This is a genomic window from Streptomyces sp. B15 (assembly GCF_018070605.1).
Classification (GTDB): domain Bacteria; phylum Actinomycetota; class Actinomycetes; order Streptomycetales; family Streptomycetaceae; genus Streptomyces; species Streptomyces smyrnaeus.
Map to the genome: position 1 here is coordinate 13,518 of NZ_JAGPXJ010000037.1, position 22,597 is coordinate 36,114.

20 protein-coding genes and 2 pseudogenes are annotated in these 22,597 nt (G+C 72.4%); 14 read left to right on the plus strand and 8 right to left on the minus strand.

Translation table 11 applies throughout. From position 1 onward, the window contains the following. Window positions 1-141 precede the first annotated feature (141 nt). From pheS to KBY19_RS18190, 3 genes are all read left to right on the plus strand, one after another. Window positions 142-1,263, plus strand: coding sequence for a phenylalanine--tRNA ligase subunit alpha (gene pheS, locus KBY19_RS18180; RefSeq protein ID WP_099878840.1), 1,122 nt, complete (start codon window positions 142-144; stop codon window positions 1,261-1,263). Beyond that, on the plus strand, window positions 1,263-3,794 hold the full coding sequence (gene pheT, locus KBY19_RS18185) for a phenylalanine--tRNA ligase subunit beta (RefSeq protein ID WP_210966183.1): 2,532 nt from the start codon (window positions 1,263-1,265) through the stop codon (window positions 3,792-3,794). Before pheS ends, pheT begins: the two co-directional genes overlap by 1 nt. A 222-nt stretch (window positions 3,795-4,016) precedes the next feature. Continuing rightward, the gene (locus KBY19_RS18190; RefSeq protein WP_247691119.1) at window positions 4,017-5,534 is read left to right on the plus strand and encodes an MFS transporter; all 1,518 of its coding nucleotides are present in this window, start codon (window positions 4,017-4,019) and stop codon (window positions 5,532-5,534) included. Between the two features lie 78 nt (window positions 5,535-5,612). On the opposite strand, the gene KBY19_RS18195 is transcribed toward KBY19_RS18190, so the two are convergent. Continuing rightward, on the minus strand, window positions 5,613-6,200 hold the full coding sequence (locus KBY19_RS18195) for a TetR/AcrR family transcriptional regulator (RefSeq protein WP_210966184.1): 588 nt from the start codon (window positions 6,198-6,200) through the stop codon (window positions 5,613-5,615). Between the two features lie 70 nt (window positions 6,201-6,270). On the opposite strand from KBY19_RS18195, the gene KBY19_RS18200 reads away from it, so the two are divergent. Continuing rightward, the gene (locus tag KBY19_RS18200) at window positions 6,271-7,188 is read left to right on the plus strand and encodes an NADP-dependent oxidoreductase (protein ID WP_210966185.1); all 918 of its coding nucleotides are present in this window, start codon (window positions 6,271-6,273) and stop codon (window positions 7,186-7,188) included. A 158-nt stretch (window positions 7,189-7,346) separates the two neighbouring features. On the opposite strand, the gene KBY19_RS18205 is transcribed toward KBY19_RS18200, so the two are convergent. The 3 genes from KBY19_RS18205 to KBY19_RS18215 all read right to left on the minus strand — a co-directional run bounded on the left by KBY19_RS18205 (window position 7,347) and on the right by KBY19_RS18215 (window position 9,852). Then, window positions 7,347-8,219 carry a 3-hydroxybutyryl-CoA dehydrogenase gene (locus tag KBY19_RS18205; protein WP_180289566.1) on the minus strand — a complete coding sequence of 291 codons (873 nt, stop codon included), beginning with the start codon at window positions 8,217-8,219 and terminating at the stop codon, window positions 7,347-7,349. 322 nt (window positions 8,220-8,541) lie between these two features. Further along, on the minus strand, window positions 8,542-8,748 hold the full coding sequence (locus KBY19_RS18210) for a DUF1918 domain-containing protein (RefSeq protein WP_099878831.1): 207 nt from the start codon (window positions 8,746-8,748) through the stop codon (window positions 8,542-8,544). Window positions 8,749-8,775: 27 nt separating this feature from the next. After that, a complete protein-coding gene (locus KBY19_RS18215; protein ID WP_210966186.1) occupies window positions 8,776-9,852 on the minus strand; it encodes a DMT family transporter in 1,077 nt (358 codons plus the stop codon). Between KBY19_RS18215 and KBY19_RS18220 the strand changes: the two genes are divergently transcribed. Continuing rightward, a complete protein-coding gene (locus KBY19_RS18220) occupies window positions 9,851-11,311 on the plus strand; it encodes a PLP-dependent aminotransferase family protein (protein WP_099878827.1) in 1,461 nt (486 codons plus the stop codon). The genes KBY19_RS18215 and KBY19_RS18220 overlap by 2 nt on opposite strands. Before the next feature lie 106 nt (window positions 11,312-11,417). After that, window positions 11,418-11,984, plus strand: a complete 567-nt coding sequence (locus KBY19_RS18225; protein WP_185016334.1) for a histidine phosphatase family protein — start codon at window positions 11,418-11,420, stop codon at window positions 11,982-11,984. Here KBY19_RS18225 and KBY19_RS18230 read toward each other — a convergent pair whose 3' ends face one another. From KBY19_RS18230 to KBY19_RS18245, 4 genes are all read right to left on the minus strand, one after another. Next, window positions 11,985-12,593, minus strand: a complete 609-nt coding sequence (locus KBY19_RS18230; protein ID WP_143674848.1) for a hypothetical protein — start codon at window positions 12,591-12,593, stop codon at window positions 11,985-11,987. A 74-nt stretch (window positions 12,594-12,667) separates the two neighbouring features. Then, window positions 12,668-13,654 (minus strand): aldo/keto reductase, encoded by a 987-nt coding sequence (locus tag KBY19_RS18235; protein WP_210956360.1) that lies wholly within the window; start codon window positions 13,652-13,654, stop codon window positions 12,668-12,670. Window positions 13,655-13,898: 244 nt separating this feature from the next. After that, complete coding sequence (locus KBY19_RS18240) at window positions 13,899-14,606, minus strand: class I SAM-dependent methyltransferase (protein WP_210966187.1); 708 nt, start codon at window positions 14,604-14,606, stop codon at window positions 13,899-13,901. A gap of 150 nt (window positions 14,607-14,756) precedes the next feature. Then, window positions 14,757-15,665, minus strand: a complete 909-nt coding sequence (locus KBY19_RS18245; protein WP_099878821.1) for a helix-turn-helix transcriptional regulator — start codon at window positions 15,663-15,665, stop codon at window positions 14,757-14,759. A 266-nt stretch (window positions 15,666-15,931) separates the two neighbouring features. Between KBY19_RS18245 and KBY19_RS18250 the strand changes: the two genes are divergently transcribed. The 8 genes and pseudogenes from KBY19_RS18250 (at window position 15,932) to KBY19_RS18280 (ending at window position 22,479) form a co-directional block, all read left to right on the plus strand. Further along, window positions 15,932-16,948, plus strand: coding sequence for a zinc-dependent alcohol dehydrogenase family protein (locus tag KBY19_RS18250; protein WP_099878819.1), 1,017 nt, complete (start codon window positions 15,932-15,934; stop codon window positions 16,946-16,948). Window positions 16,949-17,025: 77 nt separating this feature from the next. After that, window positions 17,026-17,160: pseudogene (locus tag KBY19_RS37535) on the plus strand (cupin domain-containing protein); the annotation flags it as partial. Next, a pseudogene (locus KBY19_RS18255) lies at window positions 17,157-17,258 on the plus strand (SDR family oxidoreductase); the annotation flags it as partial. The pseudogenes KBY19_RS37535 and KBY19_RS18255, both read left to right, overlap by 4 nt. Before the next feature lie 249 nt (window positions 17,259-17,507). Beyond that, window positions 17,508-18,545, plus strand: coding sequence for an N-acetyl-gamma-glutamyl-phosphate reductase (argC, locus tag KBY19_RS18260; protein ID WP_210966188.1), 1,038 nt, complete (start codon window positions 17,508-17,510; stop codon window positions 18,543-18,545). After that, window positions 18,542-19,714 (plus strand): bifunctional glutamate N-acetyltransferase/amino-acid acetyltransferase ArgJ, encoded by a 1,173-nt coding sequence (gene argJ, locus KBY19_RS18265; RefSeq protein ID WP_185016328.1) that lies wholly within the window; start codon window positions 18,542-18,544, stop codon window positions 19,712-19,714. The genes argC and argJ overlap by 4 nt, the downstream gene beginning before the upstream one ends. Then, window positions 19,711-20,709: an acetylglutamate kinase gene (gene argB, locus KBY19_RS18270; RefSeq protein WP_185016327.1), complete on the plus strand. Its 999-nt coding sequence runs from the start codon at window positions 19,711-19,713 to the stop codon at window positions 20,707-20,709. The genes argJ and argB overlap by 4 nt, the downstream gene beginning before the upstream one ends. Continuing rightward, window positions 20,706-21,917: an acetylornithine transaminase gene (locus KBY19_RS18275; protein ID WP_099878805.1), complete on the plus strand. Its 1,212-nt coding sequence runs from the start codon at window positions 20,706-20,708 to the stop codon at window positions 21,915-21,917. Before argB ends, KBY19_RS18275 begins: the two co-directional genes overlap by 4 nt. A 34-nt stretch (window positions 21,918-21,951) precedes the next feature. After that, a complete protein-coding gene (locus KBY19_RS18280) occupies window positions 21,952-22,479 on the plus strand; it encodes an arginine repressor (RefSeq protein WP_099886328.1) in 528 nt (175 codons plus the stop codon). The last annotated feature ends 118 nt before the right edge of the window (window positions 22,480-22,597 follow it).

A 22,597-nucleotide genomic window follows, 5' to 3' on the forward strand; every position in this document is an offset into this window, starting at 1 on the left:
GGCCCCTGGCCTCCGCGTATCCGCCACCAGGCGGCCCCCTTTAGACTCGGGCCCCGGCACGCAGTCAGCAGACAAGGGCGGGACGCAGCCAGGGGGCACCTCCCAGCGACAGCTGGGGGACAATCGGAAACACGGGAAGAGATGTCGGCACCCAACAAGTCGTACGACCCTGTCGAGGTCGAGGCACTGAAACCGGAAGCGATCGACCGGGCCAGGGACGAGGCGCTCGCCGCCGTCGCCGCCGCCGGGGATCTGGAGGCGCTGCGCGAGGTCAAGGCAGCACACGCGGGCGACCGTGCCCCGTTGGCGCTGGCCAACCGCGAGATCGGCGCACTGCCCCCGCACGCGAAGGCGGAGGCGGGCAAGCGTGTCGGTCAGGCCAGGGGGGCGGTCAACAAGGCCCTCAAGGCCCGACAGGAGGAGCTGGAGCGCGAGCGCGACGAGCGCGTGCTGGTCGAGGAGGCCGTGGATGTCACGCTGCCCTACGACCGCCGCCCGGCAGGCGCCCGGCACCCGCTGACCACGCTCTCGGAGCGCATCGAGGACGTCTTCGTGGCGATGGGCTACGAGGTCGCCGAGGGCCCCGAGGTCGAGGCCGAGTGGTTCAACTTCGACGCTCTCAACCTCGGCCCCGACCACCCGGCGCGCACCATGCAGGACACCTTCTTCGTGCGGGGCCCGGACGGCGCGGAGGACTCCGGCGTCGTGCTGCGGACCCACACCTCGCCGGTGCAGATCCGCTCGCTGCTGGGGCGCGCGCTGCCCGTCTACGTCATCTGCCCGGGCCGGGTCTACCGCACCGACGAGCTGGACGCCACGCATACTCCCGTCTTCGGCCAGGTCGAGCTGCTGGCCATCGACGAGGGGCTGACCATGGCCGACCTCAAGGGCACCTTGGACCACATGGTCTCGGCGCTCTTCGGCGAGGGCCTCGGCACCCGGCTGCGCCCGTCCTACTTCCCCTTCACCGAGCCGTCCGCCGAGATGGACATGGTCTGCTTCGTGTGCCGGGGCGCGTCCGTCGGCGATCCGGACAACCCCTGCCGTACGTGCAGCAGCGAGGGCTGGATCGAGCTGGGCGGCTGCGGCATGGTCAACCCGCGGGTGCTGACCGCCTGCGGTGTCGATCCGGAGAAGTACAGCGGATTCGCCTTCGGGTTCGGCATCGAGCGGATGCTGATGTTCCGCCACAACGTCGAGGACATGCGAGACATGGTCGAGGGTGATGTGCGCTTCACCCGGCCGTTCGGGATGGAGATCTGATGCGGGCGCCGCTTTCGTGGCTCCGGGAGTACGTCGACCTGCCGGCTTCGGAGACCGGCCGGGACGTCGCGGCCAGGCTGATCGCGGCCGGTCTTGAGGTCGAGACGGTCGAGCAGACCGGTGCCGGGCTCAAGGGCCCGCTGGTGGTCGGCCAGGTCCTCGCCATCGAGGAGCTGACGGAATTCAAGAAGCCGATCCGCTACTGCCAGGTGGACGTCGGCCGGGGCGCCGACGACCCGCAGAACCTCATCTGCGGTGCCACCAACTTCGCCGTCGGCGACAAGGTCGTCGTCGTCCTGCCGGGCGCCGTGCTGCCCGGCGGATTCGAGATCAGCGCCCGTAAGACCTACGGCCGCGTCTCCGAGGGCATGATCTGCTCCGAGCGCGAGCTGGGCATGGGCGAGGACCATGGCGGGATCATGGTGCTGCCGCCCGAGCACGAGGTCGGCACCGACGCGATCGAGCTGCTGGAGCTGGTCGACGAGGTCCTGGACATCGCGGTGACTCCCGACCGCGGCTACTGCCTGTCGATGCGGGGCCTCGCCCGCGAGACGGCCACCGCCTACGGGGTGCCGCTGCGTGACCCGGCGCTGCTGGACGTGCCCGTTCCCAACGCGCACGGCTACCCGGTGAAGGTCACCGAGCCGCTGGGCTGCGACCGGTTCACCGCGCGCACCGTCAGCGGGCTGCGGCCCGAGGCGCAGTCGCCGATCTGGCTCAAGCGCAGGCTGCAGAAGGCCGGGATGCGCCCGGTCTCGCTGCCCGTCGACATCACCAACTACGTGATGCTGGAGCTGGGCCAGCCGCTGCACGCCTACGACAGGTCCCGTATCGAGGGGCCCATCGGGGTGCGGCGCGCAGAGAGCGGCGAGAAGCTGGTCACGCTCGACGGCACCAAGCGCGTCCTGGACGCCGGGGACCTGGTCATCACCGACGACCGGGGGCCGATCGGCCTGGCCGGTGTGATGGGCGGCGCCAACACCGAGATCGCCGACGCCTCGGCCGAGGCCGCCGACGGCCCGGTGAGCGGCACGACGGACGTGGTGATCGAGGCCGCGCACTTCGACTCGGTCTCCGTCGCCCGCACCGCGCGCCGGCACAAGCTCTCCTCCGAGGCGTCGCGCCGCTTCGAGCGGGGCGTCGACCCGGAGGCGGCGGCAGCGGCCGCGCAGCGCACCGTCGATCTGCTGGTGCTGCTCGCCGGCGGCACCGCCGAACCGGGCGTCACCGAGATCACCACGCCGTCGGGGCCCCGGACGCTCCGGATCCCGGCCGACCACCCGGACCGGGTCGCGGGCGTCTCCTACGGGCGCGAGACGGTCGTCCGCCGCCTCCAGCAGGTCGGCTGCGACGTCTACGGGGATGCCGGGCAGGACGAGCAGCTGACGGTCACCGTGCCGTCCTGGCGGCCCGACCTGACCGACCCCAACGACCTGGCCGAGGAGGTCGTCCGGCTGGAGGGCTACGAGAACCTGCCCTCCACCCTGCCCAGGCCGCTGCCCGGGCGCGGGCTGACCGAGCGGCAGCGGCTGCACCGCCGCGTCGGCCGTGCGCTGGCGGGCGCCGGCTATGTCGAGGCGCCGTCCTACCCGTTCGTGGGCGAGGCCGCCTTCGACGCGCTGGGCCTGGAGGCGGGCGACCCGCGCCGCCGTACGGTGCAGCTCGTCAACCCGCTCTCGGACGAGGAGCCGGGGCTGCGTACCACCCTGCTGCCCGGGCTGCTGGCCACGCTGCGCCGCAACGACGGACGCGGCAGCCACGACCTGGCGCTGTTCGAGACCGGCCTGGTCTTCCTGCCGACCGGCTCCGAGACCGCGGCCGAGCGGCTGCCCGTCGCCCAGCGGCCCACCGACGAGCAGCTGGCCGGGCTGGACGCGGCGCTGCCCGAACAGCCCCGGCACGTGGCGGTGGTCCTCGCGGGCGCCCGCGAGCGGGCCGGCTGGTGGGGCAAGGGCCGCCCCGCCGACTGGGCCGACGCCATCGAGGCAGCCCGCACCGTGGCCGCCGAGGCGGGTGTGGAGCTGACCGTGGAGAGCGCGAGCTTCGCGCCCTGGCACCCCGGGCGGTGCGCGGCGCTCCACGTCCAGCTGGAGGGCAGCCGGGTACTGGTCGGGCACGCCGGCGAGTTGCACCCGCGGGTGCTCAAGGCGCTGGGGCTGCCGGAGCGGAGCTGCGCGATGGAGCTCGACCTCGACCTGGTCGAGCGGGCCGCCACCGGCCAGGTGCAGGGCCCGCACGTGTCCACGTTCCCGGTGGCCACCCAGGACGTGGCCCTCGTCGTGGACGCGTCGGTCCCGGCCGCCGAGGTGGAGAGCGCGCTGCGGGCGGGCGCGGGCGAGCTGCTGGAGTCGCTGCGGCTGTTCGACGTCTTCACCGGTGAGCAGCTGGGCGCGGGCCGCAAGTCGCTGGCCTACGCACTGCGTTTCCGGGCCCCGGACCGCACGCTCAAGGCCGAGGAGGCGTCCGCCGCGCGTGACGCGGCCGTCGCCGAGGCCGTCGAGCGAACGGGCGCGGTGCTGCGGGGCGCCTGAGCGAGGCTCGCCCCGACGTTCGAGGGGACATCCGTCACTGGCGGATGTCCCCTCATCTTTTCGGGTGAGAAGCCCGGACGATCTTCTGACGGACGGTCGGCTGCGGTTACGGGTGACGGCGTGGCAGCAGCGAACTCATCATCCCGTCCGGCGGACTCACCGCTCCGCAGCCTGATCCCTGCACGTATCGATCGGATGCCCTGGTCCGGCTTCCACACGAAAATGATCGCGGCGCTGGGCTGTGCGTGGATCCTGGACGGCCTGGAGATCACGGTCGCCAGCTCGGTCACCTCGGTCCTCACCCGCTCGGAGACACTGGGGCTCTCCTCCAGCGAGGCGGGGCTGATCGCGACCGTCTATCTGATCGGCCAGGTGACGGGTGCGCTCTTCTTCGGGCGGATGGCCGACCGCTTCGGGCGCCGGAAGCTCTTCCTGCTCACGTTCGGCGTCTATCTGTTCGGCAGCGGGCTGACCGCGCTCACCTACGGCCAGGGGCCGGGCTGGGACGCCTATCTGTATATGACCCGCTTCATCGCGGGGACCGGGATCGGCGGTGAGTACGCGGCGATCAACTCCGCGATCCAGGAGATGATGCCCGCCCGCTTCCGGGGCCGGGTCGACCTGCTGGTCAACGGCACCTACTGGGCGGGTGCCATGGTCGGCACCGTCGCCGAGCTGATGATCCTCAGCACCTTCGACGAGTCGGTCGCCTGGCGGATCGGCTTTCTGCTGGGCCCGGTGCTGGGCTTCTCGGTGCTGTTCGTCCGCCGCCATCTGCCGGAGAGTCCCCGCTGGCTGATCATGAACGGCCGGGAGGCCGAGGCCGAGGCCGCCATCGCCCGGATCGAGTCCGCCGTACGCGGACACGGCAAGAAGCTGCCGCCGGTCGACGAGAAGGACGCCATCGAGATCACCGAGTCGGAGCACGCCACCTACGTCACGCTGCTGCGGGTGCTCTTCAGGGAGTACCCGAAGAGGGCGGTGCTCGCCTCGACGCTGATGATCACGCAGTCCTTCCTGTACAACGCGATCTTCTTCACCTACACCCTGGTGCTGACGAAGTTCTACGGCGTCTCCGACAAGGACGCGCCGATGTACCTGCTGGCGTTCGCCGCGGGCAACCTCGCCGGCCCGATCATCCTGGGGCCGCTCTTCGACATCGTGGGCCGCCGCTGGCTGATCGCGGGGACCTACCTGTTCTCCGGATGCGCGCTGGCGGTCACCGCGACGCTGTTCGTCACCGACGTACTGACCGCGACCACCCAGACGATCGCCTGGTGCGTCATCTTCTTCTTCGCCTCGGCCGGTGCCTCATCCGGCTATCTGACCGCGGGGGAGATCTTCCCGCTGGAGGTCCGGGGCAAGGCCATCGCGCTCTTCTTCGCCATCGGGCAGTGCGCCGGAGCCACCGGACCGTACTTCTACGGCTGGCTCATCGGCGACGGTACCGAGCGCGGCAGGCTCTACATCGGCTTCCTGATGGGCGCCGTCATCATGGTCGTCGGCGGACTGGCGGAGACGTTCCTCGGGGTGGACGCCGAACGCAAGTCCCTGGAGTCGGTCGCCAAGCCGCTCTCGGTGGTGCGGACCTCGGTCGGCGCGGCCCGGCGCCGTACGGTCAAGAAACTCAAGAAGCCGGGAGACGATCCGGTCCAGCCCGGTGACGAGGCGGTCGGGAAATCGGGAGACGATCCGGACCAGCCCGGCGACGAGCCACGCGCCGACACCCCCGCGGTCTGAGGCGGGGGCGCCCCACCTTTCCGTCCCCTGTCCTACCGGCCCTGTCCTACGGGTCGCCGGCCTGCCCGGAGGACCGGTTCACGTACGCCGTGAAGGCAGGCCGGCCTCCCAGGCCGCCTCGATCATCCGGAAGATCTCGTCCACCGCAGCCTCGGGATCGGCCGACTCCCGCGCCAGTGCATAGGCGTCGATCACGAATCTGGCGATCGTCCGGCAGGCCGTTGTGGTCTGCGACAGACCGGGATCGGCGGCGATGGCCGTCGCCAGCGACTCGGCGTGGCGCAGCCGCATCGACTCCTCGTACTTCCGCAGGGCGGGCGATTCGTCGATCATGCGCCGGATCGGGGCGGCGCTGTCCGCCGTGCAGTGCCGTACCAGGGCCAGGATCTCGCGGCGCAGTGCCGGGATGAGCGGCTCGTGCGGCGTCCGGTCGGTAACCGCCTGGGTGAGGCGCTGCTCGAAGTCCTCGTCCTGCTCGAACACCAGAGCCTCTTTCGAGGCGAAGTGGGAGAAGAGCGTGGTGACGGCCACGTCGGCCTCGGCGGCCACGTCTCGGATGCCCACCGCGTCGTACCCGCGTTCCAGGAAGAGCTCCAGGGCGGTGTCGGCGATCTTCTGGCGGGTCGCGGCCTTCTTGCGCTCACGGCGTCCGGACGGCACGTTCATGCCCTGACGCTACCAAATGCAAAAGTGGAACCGTTTTTTAAAGCTAACCGTTAGTGCTACGGTCGACCGCATGAAGAAAGTGAGCTTCGCCGAGTTCGGCGGTCCGGACGTGCTGCAACTCGTGGACGCCGATGAGCCCCACGCCGGCCCCGGTCGGATACGCATCGCCGTACGGGCGGCGGGTGTGAACCCCGTCGACTGGAGGATCCGTGAAGGCCAGTTCCAGAAGGACCGCCGTACGGCGCACGATCCGATCGAACTGCCCGCAGGTGTGGGGCTCGACGCCGCCGGGGTGGTGGACGAGGTCGGCGAGGGAGTCGAAGGGGTCCAGATCGGCGACCAGGTGTTCGGCGAAGGCTCAAGCACCTATGCCGAGTTCGCCGTGCTGTCGGCCTGGGCGCGGATGCCCGAGGGCCTGACGTTCCAGGAGGCGGCCGGGTACCCCTCCGTGGTGGAGACCGCGCTGCGCATCATCCGCGAGGTCGGTGTGCGGTCCGGGCAGACGCTGCTGGTCAGCGGTGCGTCCGGGGGAGTCGGCTCGGCGGTGCTGCAGATCGCCCGCGCTCGCGGCATCACGGTGATCGGCACGGCCGGGGCCGCGAACCAGGACTATCTGCGGGGTCTGGGGGCCCTCGCCACGACATACGGCGAGGGGTGGGTCGAGCGGGTGCGGCGGCTCGGCCAGGTGGACGCGGCTCTCGATCTGGCCGGCTCGGGCGTGATCCGCGAACTCGTCGAGCTGACCGGGGATCCACTGAAGGTGATCTCCATCGCCGATCTCGATGCGCCGAAGCTCGGTGTGCGATTCTCCGGCGTGGCCGGGAGCGTGCCGGAAGCGCTCACCGAGGCCGCCGACCTCATCTCGCGGGGGAAGCTGCACATCCCGGTCGAGAAGTCGTACCCGCTCGCCGAGGCCGCGGCGGCGCACACCGACAGCCAAGCCGGTCACACCCGCGGGCGCCGGGTCATGGTCGTGCGAGGCGGATGAGTTCGGAAGTCATCGACCGCACCTGATCCTCGCTGGGAAACTCCGCAGGCCCCTTCGGCCTTCGAGGGCCGCTTCCCCCTTCCCGGACTTGGGGCAGCGGCCCTCGTGGCGCGGTTGCGCGGCGACGACCTGACGGACCGAGCGGAGTTGTCCGCTGCTCAGGAGTAGGCGTAGAAGCCGGCGCCCGCCTTGCGGCCCAGCCGGCCGGCGTCGACCATGCGCTGCAGAAGCGGGGGAGCGGCGTAGAGCGGTTCCTTGAACTCGGCGTACATCGAGTCGGCGACCGAGGCGACGGTGTCGAGACCGATGAGGTCGGTCAGCTTGAGGGGACCCATGGGGTGGGCGCAGCCGAGTTCCATGCCGTTGTCGATGTCCTCGCGGCTGGCGATGCCCGACTCGAACATCCGGATGGCGGAGAGCAGGTACGGGATCAGCAGCGCGTTGACGACGAAGCCGGAGCGGTCCTGCGCGCGGATAGTGTGCTTGCCCAGCACCTGACCCACCACGGTCTCGGCGCGTTTGACGGTCTCCTCCCCGGTGGTCAGCGCCGGGATGAGCTCGACGAGCTGCTGCACCGGTGCCGGGTTGAAGAAGTGGATGCCGATGACCTGGTCGGGGCGCGAGGTCGCGACGGCGAGCTTCACCAGCGGGATCGAGGAGGTGTTCGAGGCCAGGATGGCGTCGGAGCGGGTCACCACCTGGTCCAGTACCTGGAAGATCTCCGTCTTGACCTGCTCGTTCTCGATCACGGCCTCGACGACCAGGTCCCGGTCGGCGAAGTCGCCCAGGTCGGTGGTGAAGGACAGTCGTTCCAGCGCGGCGTCGCACTCCTGCCGGCTGATCTTGCCGCGGTCCGCGGCCTTGCCGAGCGAGTTGACCAGCCGGGTGCGGCCGAGCTCCAGGGCCTCACCGGTGGTCTCCGCGACCATCACCTCCAGGCCGGACCGCGCGCACACCTCCGCGATCCCCGCACCCATCTGGCCACAGCCCACCACTCCGACGCGTTCCACGCCGGCTACAGACTCCGTCACCTCGTGCCTTTCGCTGAATTTCACGGTCCGTGGCGAACCCGTCCCGGAGTCTGAGGGCGCCGGGACGCGCCGCCTCGCCGCCCGACGTTACCTGTGCGGGAACGACAGGAGGCGGGCGGGGACGAAAGGTCCTTTATGTACGGAAGGCGTGCTCGCTGCCGCGCGGAGTACCAGAACGGCGCCCGCACCGTGTGCGGGCGCCGCAGCGGAAGGGGCCACGGAGGTTACGGGGATCGAGGGACCGACGGCGGTCGAAGGGCCGGGCCGGAAGGGAGCGGGTCCCGTGCCGGCCGGCCCCGAGGCCGGCGCTTCGCCGGGAGGCTCAGCCCTTCTCGCCCTGCTTCTCCGGACGCCCCCGGACGACGGAGTCGGGGCCGGGGGAGACCACGGCCTCGTGACCGTCGTCGTAGCGCACGCGGTACGGGGGCTCACCCCTGGTACCCATGACCTCGACGATCTCCGCCGTACGGTCGTGCTGCCCCACGGTCCTTCCGTGCATCAGCAGTTGGTCGCCTGTGTTCGCTCGCATGACACATGCCCTCCTGTTCGGCGGTGGTCAGGCGCGGCTGCGCTGTACGACCACGATGCACACCAGCACGGCGAGCGCCGCCGCCGGCGCGGCGGGAGACAGCCGCTCACCGAGTAGGAGCACCGCCCACACCAGCGTAAGCAGCGGCTGCGCAAGTTGCACCTGGCTGGTTCGGGCCACTCCGGCCAGTCCCATGGCGCGGTACCAGAACAGCAGCCCCACGAACTGGGAGCACACCGCGCTCCACACCAGGCCCGGCACCGAGTGAGCGGTCAGCGTGACCGGCTCGTACGCCAGAGCGAGAGCGGCGCCGACCGCGGCCACCGGAAGACAGCCCACCAGCGCCCACCCGATCACCTCCAGCGCGGGCAGCTCCCGCGCCAGCCTGCCGCCCTCCGCGTACCCGGCGGCACAGATCAGCAGCGCCCCGCACAGATAGAGGTCACCGATGCCGGGGGCGCCGCCGCTCTGGTACAGCGCGAACGCGACCACCACGGCGGCGCCCGCGAGCGCCGCCACCCAGAACAGCGGGGCGGGCCGGGACCCGGTGCGCACCGACGAGTAGAGGGCCGTCGTCAGCGGGAGCAGGCCCACGACCACCGCGGCGTGCGAGGTGGTGGAGGTCTGCAGGGCGAGTGTGGTCAGCAGCGGGAACCCGATCACGACCCCGGAGGCGGCGAGCGCGAGCCCGACCCAGTGCCGCCGCGCCGGAGCCGGTACCCGCCGCACCGCGAGCACGGCACCGGCGAAGAGTCCCGCGAGAACGCCGCGCACCGCCGTCGACGTCCATGGACCGAACCCCTCCAGCGCCCAGCTGGTCGCGGGAAACGTCAGCGAGAAGAGCACGACCCCGAGGGCGGCGAACACGACACCGGGGCGCGCGGCCGGGGCGGTGGGCGCGGCCGGGCGCCGTTCCGTGGCGGGCCCGACGGGGACGGTGCCGGGGACGGACGGTGGCGGGTGGGCTGCCGGCTGGGGCGGAGCGGTGGGGGAGCGGGCCGGTGCCGGGCCGGTGGCCGGGCCCCTGAGTGCGGTCCCTGCGGGCCCTCCCGTGGCCGGATCCGCTATCTCCGAATGTCGGATAGTGCTATCGTGTTCTCTCATGGTTGAGCGTAGCAGTGTTGCCGAACTGGCCGCTTGGCTGCGGGAAGAGCTGGATCGCTACTCCCCGGGCGCGAAGCTCCCTTCCAGTCGGGCCCTGGTCGAACGGTTCCGGGCCAGCCCGGTCACCGTGTCCCGGGCGCTGGCCGTGCTGGCGGCCGAGGGGCTGGTGGTCACCCGCCCCGGGGCCGGGGCCTTCCGCGCCGAGCCGCGGCAGCCGCACAGCGAGCTCCGCGGGCGGGGCGACACCTCCTGGCAGGAGGTGGCCCTGAGCGCCGACGCCTCCCCCGACCAGGTGCCCCGCAGCGTCGACGCGAGCGGGGTGACGACGACGCTCGACGCACCGCCGCCCGGCGTACTCGAACTGGGCGGCGGCTATCTGCCGTCCGGCCTCCAGCCGGAGAAAGCCCTCGCCGCCGCGCTCGCCCGGGCCGGACGCCGCCCGGGAGCATGGCGGCGGCCGCCCCTCGAAGGCGTGGAGGAGCTGCGCGGCTGGTTCGCCCGGGAGATCGGCGGACCGGCGGGCCCGGTCTCCGCCGGGGACGTGCTGGTCACCGCGGGCGGACAGGCGGCGCTGACCACCGCGCTGCGGGCGCTGGCGCCCCCGGGCGCCGCCGTGCTCGTGGAGTCCCCCACCTACCCCGGCATGCTCGCCGCCGCCCGCGCCTCGGGGCTGCGCCCCGTCCCGGTGCCGGTCGACACCCGGGGAGTGCGGCCCGAACTGCTGGCGGACGCCTTCCGGGCCAGCGGCGCCCGGGTCTTCGTCTGCCAGCCGCTGTTCCAGAACCCGACCGGCGCCGTGCTCGCACCCGACCGCCGCCGCGAGGTGCTGCGGGTGGCGAGGCAGGCGGGAGCCTTCGTGATCGAGGACGACTTCGCCCGGCACCTCGCGCACGAGGACGCCGGGCCGCTCCCGGCCACGCTGCGCGCCGAGGACCCGGACGGCGTGGTCGTCCACGTCTGCTCGCTGACCAAGGTCACCTCGCCGAACCTGCGGGTCGGCGCACTGGCCGCACGGGGACCCGTACTGGAGCGGCTGCGCGCCATCCAGATCGTCGACAGCTTCTTCGTGCCCCGGCCGCTCCAGGAAGCGGCGCTCGAACTCGTGGGCGCCCCGGCCTGGCCCCGCCATCTGCGGACCGTCGCCGCCGAGCTGCGTACCCGCCGCGAACTGATGCTCACCGCGCTCGCCGCCGAACTGCCCGCACTGGACCTCGCCCACGCCCCGCGCGGCGGCTACCACCTGTGGCTGCGGCTCCCCGACGGGACGGACGAACACGCGCTGAACGCGGCCGCGTTGCGCGCCGGAGTCGCGGTCGCGCCCGGCCGCCCCTACTTCGCCGCCGAGCCTCCGGCCCCCTATCTGCGGCTCGCCTTCGCGCCCGCTGCGGCCGAGGGCGACATCGTGGAGGGGGTGCGCCGTCTCCGTACGGCCTGCGCCGAAGTGCTGCCGGAGGGCTGACACGCGCGCGCGGGCGCCCGTCGAGCGGGCGCGTGCGGTCAACTCCCGGAAAACATCCGGGTGTACGACTCTCGAACACCCGGCCGTGCGGCTCTACTCTCACCGCATGCACGTGCGTATGACGCTGCTCGCCGCCGGCCGCAGCTCCATCGGAGCGGACGTGCGCTTCGACGACGACCGGTCGCTGGACGCCGCCGGGTGGGAGGAGGCCGTCCGGAGGGCTCCCACGCTCTCCCACCTGGCCGCGGCCCAGCTGCGCTACTGCTCACCCTCGGCCCGCTGCCGCGAGACAGGGGCCGTGCTCGGCCTCAGCCCGCTCGCCCAACCGGCTCTGCTCGACTGGGACATGGGCCGCTGGCGCGGCGCCACCCTCACCGAGGTGACCGTGCGCGAGCCGGAGGCCGTGCACCGGTGGCGCACCGACCCGCGATCGGCCCCGCACGGCGGGGAGTCCCTGCTGACCTTCATCCGCCGGATCGGCGGCTGGCTGGACACCCGGCCGGTGGCGGCGGGCGAGTGGGCGGTCGCCGTCACCGAACCCTCCATAGTGCGGGCGGCGCTCTGCTACGTGCTCAAAGCACCACCGCACACCTACTGGCACCTGGACGTCCAGCCGCTCGCCACCCTCACGCTCACCGGGCTCACGGGTGACTGGCGGCTGGAGCTGCGGTGATCAGCTGCGGGCAGCAGCAGCGTGCAGGGCGTGCAGGAGCCGGAAGCGGTCCGACTCGGGGCTCTGGCGGCCGTCGGCCATGGCGCGGGACAACTGGAACATGGGTGGTGGCCCGTCGACAGGAGCGCCCTCCTCGCGGGCCAGCAGATCGCCGAGCGTCCGCCACACCGCAGCCCGGCGCGCCGCCGCGCTCTCGTACCCCGGTTCGCCGCCCTCCGCCGAGTCGTCGGCCCCTCCTCCAGCCTCCGGCCGGGCGCCGCCCCCGGCGGCACGGGCCGCGAGGTGGGCCCGCAACCCGCTGCGGCCCTCGGGAGGACCGCAGCCGTCCAGTACCGCCAGTGCGAAGGTGCACAGCGGGTCGTCGGCCAGACCGTGGTGCCGCGCGGCCAACTCCGCGCCGTAGCGCTCCATCTCCGCCACGGCACCCGGCCCGAGGTCGGTGAGGAACGACCGGAAGGGCTCCTCGGCCAGCAGCGGTGAGTCCTCCACCGCCCGCGGCACCGCGGCCGCGGGCGCCTTCCCGCTCTCCACCGGTGACTGCTCGGGCCCGCTCGGCGGCGCCGCGTGGTCCCGCTCCGCCTCCGCGGCCCGCTCCCTGCCTTCAGCCATGGTGACGAGTATGGCCCCGGGGACCGACAGCGCCACCCCGCAGGGCCGTGAGCAGGCCGACGGCCGGATACCGCTCAGCGGTTGACGAAGGCCAGGGCACCGTCGTCGTAGCGGGCCCCGGCGATCCGGTCGCGGGGAGCCGCCGCCTCGATGTCCGCCAGCTCCTCGGACGTGAGGGAGATCGAGAGCGCCGCCACGTTCTCCTCCAGGTACTTCTCCCGCCGGGTGCCCGGGATCGGCACCACGTTGTCGCCCCGGTGCTGCACCCATGCCAGGGCGAGCTGGCCCGCCGTGACCCCGCGCCGTTCGGCGAGCTCGTTCAACCGCTCGACGATCGCCAGGTTCCGGTCGAAGTTGTCCCCGGCCCAGCGCGGCATGGAGCGCCGGGCGTCACCCTCCTCCATGGCGTCGGGCGAGGTGTAGCGCCCCGTCAGGAAGCCGCGGCCCAGCGGGGAGAACGGCACCACGCCGATGCCCAGTTCGCGGCAGACCGGGGCGATCTCGTCCTCCAGATCGCGGGTCCACAGCGACCACTCGCTCTGCAGCGCGCTGATCGGGTGCACCGCGTGGGCGCGCCGGATGGTCTCGGCGCCCGCCTCGGACAGTCCCAGGTGGCGGACCTTGCCCTCGGCCACCAGCTCCGCCATCGCCCCGACCGTCTCCTCGATGGGCACCTGGGGGTCGACACGGTGCTGGTAGTACAGGTCGATGTGGTCGGTGCCCAGCCGGCGCAGCGACGCCTCGCACGCCTGGCGTACGTAGGCGGCGTCGCCCCGGATCACCGTGGGCTCGCCGAGCTTGTTGGCGAAGCCGAACTTGGTGGCCAGCACCACCTGTTCGCGGCGGTCGGCGATGGCCCGTCCGATGAGTTCCTCGTTGGTGCCCGCACCGTAGAAGTCGGAGGTGTCCAGGAGGTTCACGCCCAGGTCGAGTGCCCGGTGAAGGGTGGCGACGGACGTCTCGTCGTCGGAGGAGCCGTAGCCGTGGCTCATACCCATGCAGCCGAGCCCCTGTGCGGAGACGGCGAGCTCCCCGAGGTGGCGGGTGGGAAGGGCGGTCATGCGGTACCTCCTGTGCCGGGGCGCCCGGACCAGCGGTTTCGGGCCGGGCGCCGTTTGGTGCGATCTGGTCGTTGACGCTAGGCCTTGGAGCGCGCTCCAACGCAAACGCACTTCGCGAACCGGTTTCACGAATGGGCTTCATGAACGGGCTTCGCGAACCCGCGTCGCGAACCGGCGCGCTTCGTGAACCCCCTTCACAGTCCGCCGCCCTCGAACCGCCGCCGCACCGCTGTCGCCGCCGAACTCAGTCGCCCTCCCGGTGCCACACCAGCGCTGCCGAGATCGGGTGGTGGCGGTACTTCTCCCACTTCGGTTTGCGCTCCAGCCAGCGGTCGTCGATGACTCCCTCCCGCATCTCGGCGAGGCGCCATCCGGCACCCAGCCCCGCGCTCACATGGTCGCTGAGCAGATGGACGTGGGTTCTGATGGCGACGTGCTCCCCCGAGGCGTCGGTGAAGTGGGTGGGCATCCCGGAGGCCATGATGAAGTGCGGATGGAAGGCGACCACGACGCAGTGCGCACCCGGCGCCGCCAGCCGCCAGGCCTCCCGGTAGAACGGCCGCAGGTCGGGCAGATGCTCGTCGATGAGTGAGGAGATCACCAGGTCGTAGGCGCCCGACTCCAGCTCGGTGGCGCGGACGTCGCCCTCCAGGAGCCGGTCGTGGACCCCCTTGGTGCGGGCCTCTCGCAGCATCCCGGGCGTCAGGTCCACCCCGTCGAGCGTGCCGGTGACCCCTCGCCGCCGCAGCCACGCGCCGGTCCGACCGGTGCCGCACCCCAGGTCGGCCGCGCGCCGTACCTCGCGCCACGGGGGCACGGTCAACTCGTCCAGCAGCGCGAGGTCCATCACGTCCTCGACGGTGTCCTCGTAAGTGGTGACCCACTGGCCGTAGCCGGTGGCGACGTCCACGGTGCGGTAGCCACGCGTGTCGAAGTCGGAGAAATCAAGCATGGGGGCGAGTATCACGGCCGGTGCCACCCCCGGGCGACAGCTTTTCCGCACCTCGGCCCCGCCTCACCCGCCCCCGGTGCCGCCTGCCGGGCCCGGGCGCCTCGGACCCGGCAGGCGCTGACGTCAGCTCCGGTAGGTGGTGACGTCCACTCAGGCTTCTCCGAAACCGGCCCCGGGTGACCGAGCGCTTGAGGGCCGGCCCGACTGAGCGGCGGCCCAGGATGCGAGCAGACGCAGTCCTTCTTCGGAGGGGGAGCCGGGTTCGGCGGTGTAGACGGTGAGGGTGAGGCCGGGTTCGGCTGCCATCTCCAGGCCCTCGAAGGCGAGGGTGAGGTCGCCGACGAGGGAGTGGTGGAAGCGTTTGGTGCCGGTTCCGTGGTGGCGGACGTTGTGGGCGCCCCAGCGGGTGCGGAACTCCTGGCTGCGGGTGGACAGTTCGCCGACCAGGTCGTGGAGATCCTTGTCGTGGGGCGCGCGGCCCGCCTCGGTGCGGAGGATCGCGACGGCCATGTCGGCGAAGAGCTCCCAGTCGGGGTAGAGGCGCCGGGAGGCGGGGTCGAGGAACTGGAAGCGTGCCAGGTTGGCCTGGTTCTCCGGGGTGGCGTACACGTCGGCGTAGAAGGCGTGGGCGAGCGGGTTGGCGGCGAGGATGTCCATGCGGCCGTTGCGGACGAAGGCGGGCCCGGCGGTGATCGCGTCGAGGGTCCACTGGAGGCTGCGGTGCGGGGTCCACTGCCGGGTGGTGGTGCGGCGGCGGGGGCGGGTGAGGGCGTCGGAGCCGTCGGCGGCCCGGGCCAGATGCAGCAGATGGGCCCGCTCGGCGTCATCGAGCTGCAGTGCGCGGGCGACGGATTCCAGGACGGCGGGAGAGACCCCGGCGAGGTTGCCGCGCTCCAGCTTGGCGTAGTACTCCACGCTCACATCGGCCAGCGCGGCGACCTCGCTCCTGCGCAGGCCCGGTACGCGGCGCCGGGGCCCGGCGGGCAGCCCGGCCCGCTCGGGCCTGATCTTCGCTCGCCGCGAGGTGAGGAACTCGCGGACCTCTTGGCGGTTGTCCACACCCTCGACGGTACGACTGGGGCGGCGCGGGAGGGATGTACTGCCAGTACACCTCTCACTGGTGACTCGCTACCCGCCTGAGAGGGAGGTTTCCTGGGTGACGCGGCGCCGGACGCCTGCCCCGGGTCCCGGTGCGGGCAGGGCGCCGGGCCTGGACCTGCGGGCAGCGTGTGCTGCCGGGGGCCCGGGCCGGAATCGCATCCGGCGGACACCGGTACGCCTCGGGCGCCGGCCGCCGAACCCCCGTACGTAAGGAACTCCCTCTCATGCGCGGAGCAGTGATCCACGCTCCCGGCGACGTCCGTTTCGAGACCGTGGACGACGCCCGGATCCTCAAGCCGACCGACGCGGTCATCCGCACGGCGGTGACCTGTGTGTGCGGCTCGGACCTGTGGCCCTACCGGGGCGCGGAGCCGACCGGGCAGGCGCACCCGATGGGCCACGAGTACGTCGGCTTCGTCGAGGAGGTCGGCTCCGAGGTCACGGGCGTCAAGCCGGGCCAGTTCGTCGTCGGCTCCTTCGCCACCTCGGACAACACCTGTGCGAACTGCCGCAACGGCTTCCCGTCGAGCTGCCTGAACGTCGAGTTCATGAGCACCTGCCAGGCCGAGTACGTACGCATACCCAACGCCCAGGGCACCCTGGTGGCCACCGACGGGGTGCCGGGCGAGGAGTTCTGGCCCGGCCTGCTGGCCGTCTCCGACGTGCTGGGCACCGGCTGGTGGGCCGCCGAGGCCGCCGAGGTGCGGCCCGGCTCGACCGCCGTGGTCGTCGGCGACGGCGCGGTCGGCCTGTGCGGCGTGATCGCCGCGAAGGAGTTCGGCGCGGAGCGGATCATCGCCATGTCGCGCCACGAGCCCCGGCAGAAGCTCGCCCGGGAGTTCGGCGCCACCGACATCGTCACCGAGCGTGGTGAGGAGGGCGTCGCCCGTATCAAGGACCTCACCGACGGGATCGGCGCCGACTCCGTCCTGGAGTGCGTCGGTACCGCCCAGGCCATGCGCCAGGCCCTGCGAGCCACCCGTCCCGGCGGTAACGTCGGCTTCGTCGGCGTCCCCCATGAGGTCGCCGTCGACGGGCAGGAGCTGTTCTTCTCCCACGTCGGCCTGCGTGGCGGCCCCGCCCCCGTACGCCGCTACCTGCCCGACCTCGTCGACCGGGTCCTGACGGGCCGCATCGACCCCGGCAAGGTCTTCGACCTCACCCTGCCCCTGGACCAGGTTGCCGAGGGCTACCGCGCGATGGACGAACGACGCGCCATCAAGGCCCTCCTCAAGCCCTGACCCCTCCCTCGCGTCCGACCAGCCGACCTCCACGGGCGTGCCCCGTGACGCTCCGGACTCCGGACAAGGAACGAACCATGCAGATCACCCGAAGCTCGATCGCCACCGTGAAGGGCCCCGCCGACCGGTTCACCGGCGACGTCCACATCGACGCCGTCGCCGCGGCTCCGGCCCCCTCCCGGGTCACCGCCTCCCTGGTGCACTTCATGCCGACGAGATCGCCCAGGCCGTCCTGTGGCTCTCCAGCCCCGGCGCCGGCTATGTCACCGGCATCGCCCTGCCCGTCGACGGTGGCTACACCGCCCAGTAGCCCGACCTCACCAGACGCGGGCAGCCGGTCCGAGCGCGTGCCAGGCGCATGCTGAGTGCCTGCCGGGCGTATGCCGGTCCGGGGCCTGAAGGGGCCGATCGCAGCGCTTCAGGGGGCAACCGGAGCGCCGGAGCGCCGACGCGAACGCCGAGGCACGCTTCCGTCGCCCCCCGGCAGCCGGGTGATCGCATCATTCGTTGCATAAAACTGCTGCGCTGCGTATAGTCATGCCTCCGAGGAGGAGGTCTCATGGCGGTGCGCACGGCGGTGGCGGGAGCGAGTGGATACGCGGGGGGTGAGGTACTGCGCCTGCTCGCCGGGCATCCACAGGTGGAGGTCGGAGCGCTGACCGGCAACAGCAACGCCGGGCAGCGATTCGGGACGCTCCAGCCGCACCTGGTCCCGTATGCGGACCGCGTGCTGGAGGAGACCACGGTTGAGGTGCTGCGGGGCCACGACGTGATCTTCCTCGCCCTCCCGCACGGGCAGTCGGCGGCCGTCGCCGAGCAGCTCGGCACCCCCGACGACGGGCCCCTCGTGATCGACTGCGGCGCCGACTTCCGGCTGGCCGACGCGGCGGACTGGGAGCGGTTCTACGGCACCCCGCACGCCGGTACCTGGCCCTACGGTCTCCCCGAGTTGCCCGGCGCCCGCGAGGCGCTGCGCGGGACGAAGCGGATCGCGGTACCCGGCTGCTTCCCCACCGCCGTCTCGCTCGCGCTGGTGCCCGCCTACGCGGGCGGCCTCGCCGAGCCCGAGGCCGTGATCGTCGCCGCGACGGGTACCTCCGGCGCCGGCAAGGCCCTCAAGCCGCATCTGCTCGGCAGCGAGGTCCTGGGCTCGACGAGCCCCGACGGGGTCGGCGGTACGCACCGGCACACCCCCGAGATGATCCAGAACCTCTCGGCCGCCGCGGGGCAGCGGGTCAGCGTCTCCTTCACCCCGACCCTCGCCCCCATGCCGCGCGGCATCCTCGCCACCTGCAGCGCCAAGGCCACCCCGGGCACGACCGCCGAGCAACTGCGGGCCGCGTACGAGAAGGCGTACCAGGACGAGCCGTTCGTCACCCTGCTCCCGGAGGGGCAGTGGCCCGCGACGGCCTCGGTGGCCGGCTCCAACTCCGTGCACCTGCAGGTCGCCCACGATCCGGAAGCGGACCGGATCATCGTCGTCGGCGCCGTCGACAACCTCACCAAGGGCACCGCGGGCGGTGCCGTGCAGAGCATGAACATCGCCCTCGGCCTGGACGAGGGACTGGGACTTTCCACGATCGGAGTCGCACCATGAGCGTCACAGCGGCCGGCGGGTTCACGGCGGCGGGTATCGCCGCCGGGATCAAGGAGAGCGGGGGGCCGGACCTCGCGCTCGTCGTCAACAACGGGCCGCGCCAGGAGGCGGCGGGGGTCTTCACCTCCAACCGCGTCAAGGCGGCGCCCGTGCTCTGGTCCGAGCAGGTCCTCAAGGGCGGCCGGGTCTCCGCCGTGGTCCTCAACTCCGGCGGCGCCAACGCCTGTACGGGCGCTCCCGGCTTCCAGGACACCCACGCGACGGCGGAGAAGGCGGCCGAGGCGCTGACGGCTGCCACCGGCACCGAGCACAGCGCGGCGGAGGTCGCGGTCGCCTCCACGGGGCTGATCGGGCTGCGGCTGCCGATGGACAAGCTGCTGCCCGGCGTCGAGACGGCCACCGCAGCGCTGTCCGAGCACGGGGGTGAGAAGGCCGCCCTCGCCATCAAGACGACCGACACCGTGCACAAGACGGCCGTGGTCACCAGCGCCGCGGGCTGGACCGTGGGCGGTATGGCCAAGGGCGCGGGCATGCTCGCCCCGGGTCTGGCCACCATGCTCGTCGTCCTGACCACCGACGCCGACCTGACGGCAGGGGAGCTGGACGGCGCGCTGCGCGCCGCCACCCGCACCACCTTCGACCGCATCGACTCCGACGGTGCCATGTCCACCAACGACACGGTGCTGCTGCTGGCCTCCGGAGCGAGCGGAGTCCGCCCGGAGCAGGCCGAGTTCGCCGAGGCGGTCCACGCGGTCTGCGCCGACCTGGGGCAGCAGCTCGTCCGGGACGCCGAGGGCGCCTCCAAGGACATCCGGATCGAGGTGGTGGGCGCGGCCGACGAGGACGAGGCCGTCACCGTGGGCCGCACCATCGCCCGCAACAACCTCCTCAAGTGCGCCGTGCACGGCGAGGACCCCAACTGGGGCCGGGTGCTCGCCGCCATCGGCACCACCGACGCGACCTTCGACCCCGACCGGCTGGACGTGGCCATCAACGGCGTGCAGGTCTGCCGCGGCGGCTCCGTCGGCGAGGACCGCGACAAGGTCGACATGCGCTTCCGCGAGGTCCGCATCACCGCGGACCTGAACGCGGGCTCCGCGTCCGCCGTCATCTGGACCAACGACCTGACGGCCGACTACGTCCACGAGAACAGCGCGTATTCGTCATGAGCGTCCGACAGCCCCGCAGCACCCGCAAACACACCGCGCTGCCCAAGGCGCAGATCCTCGTCGAGGCGCTGCCCTGGCTGACCCGGCACCACGGCAGGACCGTGGTCATCAAATTCGGCGGCAACGCGATGGTGGACGAGGAGCTGAAGGCGGCCTTCGCCCAGGACGTCGTCTTTCTGCGGCACGCCGGGCTGCGCCCCGTCGTGGTGCACGGCGGCGGCCCCCAGATCAGCAAGCAGCTGGACCGGCTGGGGCTGGAGTCCGAGTTCCGGGCCGGGCTGCGGGTGACCACGCCCGAGACGATGGACGTCGTACGGATGGTGCTGGCGGGCCAGGTACAGCGCGAGCTGGTCAATCTGCTCAACCAGCACGGCCCGCTCGCCGTCGGCATGACCGGCGAGGACGCCCACATCATGGCGGCCACCAAGCACCTGGCCGAGGTGGACGGGGAAGCCGTCGACCTGGGCCGGGTGGGCCGGATCAGCTCCGTGGAGACCGGTGCCATCGAGGCGCTGCTGGACGACGGGCGGATTCCGGTCATCTCCTCCATCGCCCGCAGCGCGGACGCCGCCGACGGCGCGGGAGGGGTCTACAACGTCAACGCCGACACCGCGGCGGCCGCGCTCGCCGCCTCGCTGGGGGCCGAGACGCTGATGGTCCTCACCGATGTGGAGGGCCTGTACGCGGACTGGCCGAACAGCGACGACGTGATCAGCGAACTGACCGCGGCGGAGCTGGAGAAGCTGCTGCCCGAGCTGGCGAGCGGGATGGTCCCCAAGATGGAGGGCTGTTTGCACGCCGTACGGAACGGGGTGCACACGGCCCGGGTGCTGGACGGGCGGGTGCCGCACTCCATCCTGCTGGAGATCTTCACGGACGAGGGCATCGGCACGATGGTCGTGCCGGACGCCGTGCCCGAGCCACGCGACGCACCCCGGAACACGCCTCGCGACGCGGGCGAGCACACGCCACGGAACCCGGAGGGCCCCGCATGACCATCGCGCACGACAACTCCGCCCTCACCGGACGGTGGCAGGGCGCGCTGATGAACAACTACGGCACCCCGCGCATCCCGCTGACCCACGGCGAGGGCAGCCGGCTGTGGGACGCCGAGGGCAAGGAGTACACCGACTTCGTCGGCGGCATCGCCGTCAACGCGCTCGGTACCGCGCATCCGGCCGTGGTGCGTGCCGTCTCCGACCAGGTGGCCACTCTCGGCCATGTCTCCAACCTCTTCATCGCCGAGCCGCCCGTCGCGCTCGCCGAGAAGCTGCTCGAGGTGGCGGGCCGCCCGGGGAGGGTGTATTTCGCCAACTCCGGCGCGGAGGCCGTCGAAGCCGTCTTCAAGATCGGCCGGCGCACCGGGCGCAGCCATATGGTCGCCACCCAGGGCGGTTTCCACGGCCGCACCATGGGCGCCCTCGCGCTGACCGGCCAGCCCGGCAAGCAGGACCCGTTCCGTCCGCTGCCCGGCGACGTCACCCACGTCCCGTACGGCGACATCGAGGCGCTGCGCGCGGCGGTCACCGAGGAGACGGCCTTCGTGATCGTCGAACCGATCCAGGGCGAGAGCGGCGTCGTCGTGCCGCCCGAGGGCTATCTGGCCGCGGCCCGGGAGATCACCGCCGCCACCGGCACGCTGCTGGTGCTGGACGAGATCCAGACCGGCATCGGCCGAACGGGACACTGGTTCGCGTGCCAGGCGCAGGGCGTCGAGCCCGACGTCATCACGCTCGCCAAGGGGTTGGGCGGCGGGCTGCCACTGGGCGCCACGCTGGCGTTCGGCGCCGCCGCCGAGCTGCTGGAGCCGGGCCAGCACGGCTCGACCTTCGGCGGCAACCCGGTCGCCTGCGCCGCCGGCCTCGCGGTACTGGAGACCATCGCGGCCGACGGGCTGCTCGATCACGTCAAGCGCGTCGGCGCCCGGCTGCGGGAGGGCATCCTGGGCCTGGACCACCCCTTGGTCGCACAGGTCCGCGGTGCGGGGCTGCTGCTGGGTATCGTGCTCACCGAGCCGGTCGCGCCGCGCGCGCAGCAGGCGGCGCAGGACGCGGGGTTCCTGGTGAACGCGGTCGCCGGGGACGTCCTCCGGCTCGCTCCGCCGTTGATCGTCGGCGAGGCCGACGCGGACGCGCTCGTGCGGGCGCTGCCCGCCGTCCTCGACGCGGCGGCGGCCGACGCCACGGCCGGCAGACAGCGATGAGCCGAAGCAGATGAACCAGAGGGGTACGCGCACGATGACCGAGGAGCAGCACGGGGGACAGGCCGTCCCGCAGACGCGGACGGCCCGTCATCGCCGTATCGTGGACATCCTGAGCCGGCAGCCGGTCCGCTCGCAGAGCCAGCTCGCCAAGCTCCTGGCCGACGACGGGCTCACGGTCACCCAGGCCACCCTCTCCCGGGACCTCGACGAACTGGGCGCAGTCAAGATCCGCAACACCGGGGGCGAGCTGATCTACGCGGTCCCCGCCGAGGGCGGGGACCCCACTCCCCGGGCGCCGCTGGGCGAGTCCGCCACCGAGGCCCGGATGGCGCGGCTCGCGGGTGAGCTGCTCATCTCGGCCGAGGCGTCCGCCAACCTCGTCGTGCTGCGTACCCCGCCCGGCGCCGCCCAGTTCCTCGCCTCGGCCATCGACCAGGCGGGGGTGCACGAGATCATCGGCACCATCGCGGGGGACGACACGCTGCTGCTGATCAGCCGGGCGCCGGACGGCGGTCAGGCACTGGCCGACCATCTGCTGGCACTGGCGCAGAAGGAACGCTGAGCGCGCGCGAGGGGCGCACAAGACCTGTCCCGCGCCGTTGGCGGCCACTACCCTCACGGACAGCCAGTAGGGCACCACCCCCCACCCAGGTTGCATGCTGGCGCGGGCGCCCCCCATC

What these genes read in the sequence shown, in the direction of transcription:
- KBY19_RS18280 (WP_099886328.1), top strand. Translation starts at nt 21,952, where the DNA reads ATGACCGAGGAGCAGCACGGGGGACAGGCCGTCCCGCAGACGCGGACG.
- KBY19_RS18275 (WP_099878805.1), top strand. Translation starts at nt 20,706, where the DNA reads ATGACCATCGCGCACGACAACTCCGCCCTCACCGGACGGTGGCAGGGC.
- pheS (WP_099878840.1), top strand. Translation starts at nt 142, where the DNA reads ATGTCGGCACCCAACAAGTCGTACGACCCTGTCGAGGTCGAGGCACTG.
- argB (WP_185016327.1), top strand. Translation starts at nt 19,711, where the DNA reads ATGAGCGTCCGACAGCCCCGCAGCACCCGCAAACACACCGCGCTGCCC.
- KBY19_RS18235 (WP_210956360.1), bottom strand. Translation starts at nt 13,654, where the DNA reads ATGACCGCCCTTCCCACCCGCCACCTCGGGGAGCTCGCCGTCTCCGCA.
- KBY19_RS18225 (WP_185016334.1), top strand. Translation starts at nt 11,418, where the DNA reads ATGCACGTGCGTATGACGCTGCTCGCCGCCGGCCGCAGCTCCATCGGA.
- KBY19_RS18220 (WP_099878827.1), top strand. Translation starts at nt 9,851, where the DNA reads ATGGTTGAGCGTAGCAGTGTTGCCGAACTGGCCGCTTGGCTGCGGGAA.
- KBY19_RS18210 (WP_099878831.1), bottom strand. Translation starts at nt 8,748, where the DNA reads ATGCGAGCGAACACAGGCGACCAACTGCTGATGCACGGAAGGACCGTG.
- KBY19_RS18195 (WP_210966184.1), bottom strand. Translation starts at nt 6,200, where the DNA reads ATGAACGTGCCGTCCGGACGCCGTGAGCGCAAGAAGGCCGCGACCCGC.
- KBY19_RS18250 (WP_099878819.1), top strand. Translation starts at nt 15,932, where the DNA reads ATGCGCGGAGCAGTGATCCACGCTCCCGGCGACGTCCGTTTCGAGACC.
- KBY19_RS18240 (WP_210966187.1), bottom strand. Translation starts at nt 14,606, where the DNA reads ATGCTTGATTTCTCCGACTTCGACACGCGTGGCTACCGCACCGTGGAC.
- KBY19_RS18215 (WP_210966186.1), bottom strand. Translation starts at nt 9,852, where the DNA reads ATGAGAGAACACGATAGCACTATCCGACATTCGGAGATAGCGGATCCG.
- KBY19_RS18230 (WP_143674848.1), bottom strand. Translation starts at nt 12,593, where the DNA reads ATGGCTGAAGGCAGGGAGCGGGCCGCGGAGGCGGAGCGGGACCACGCG.
- KBY19_RS18190 (WP_247691119.1), top strand. Translation starts at nt 4,017, where the DNA reads ATGATCGCGGCGCTGGGCTGTGCGTGGATCCTGGACGGCCTGGAGATC.
- argC (WP_210966188.1), top strand. Translation starts at nt 17,508, where the DNA reads ATGGCGGTGCGCACGGCGGTGGCGGGAGCGAGTGGATACGCGGGGGGT.
- pheT (WP_210966183.1), top strand. Translation starts at nt 1,263, where the DNA reads ATGCGGGCGCCGCTTTCGTGGCTCCGGGAGTACGTCGACCTGCCGGCT.
- KBY19_RS18200 (WP_210966185.1), top strand. Translation starts at nt 6,271, where the DNA reads ATGAAGAAAGTGAGCTTCGCCGAGTTCGGCGGTCCGGACGTGCTGCAA.
- argJ (WP_185016328.1), top strand. Translation starts at nt 18,542, where the DNA reads ATGAGCGTCACAGCGGCCGGCGGGTTCACGGCGGCGGGTATCGCCGCC.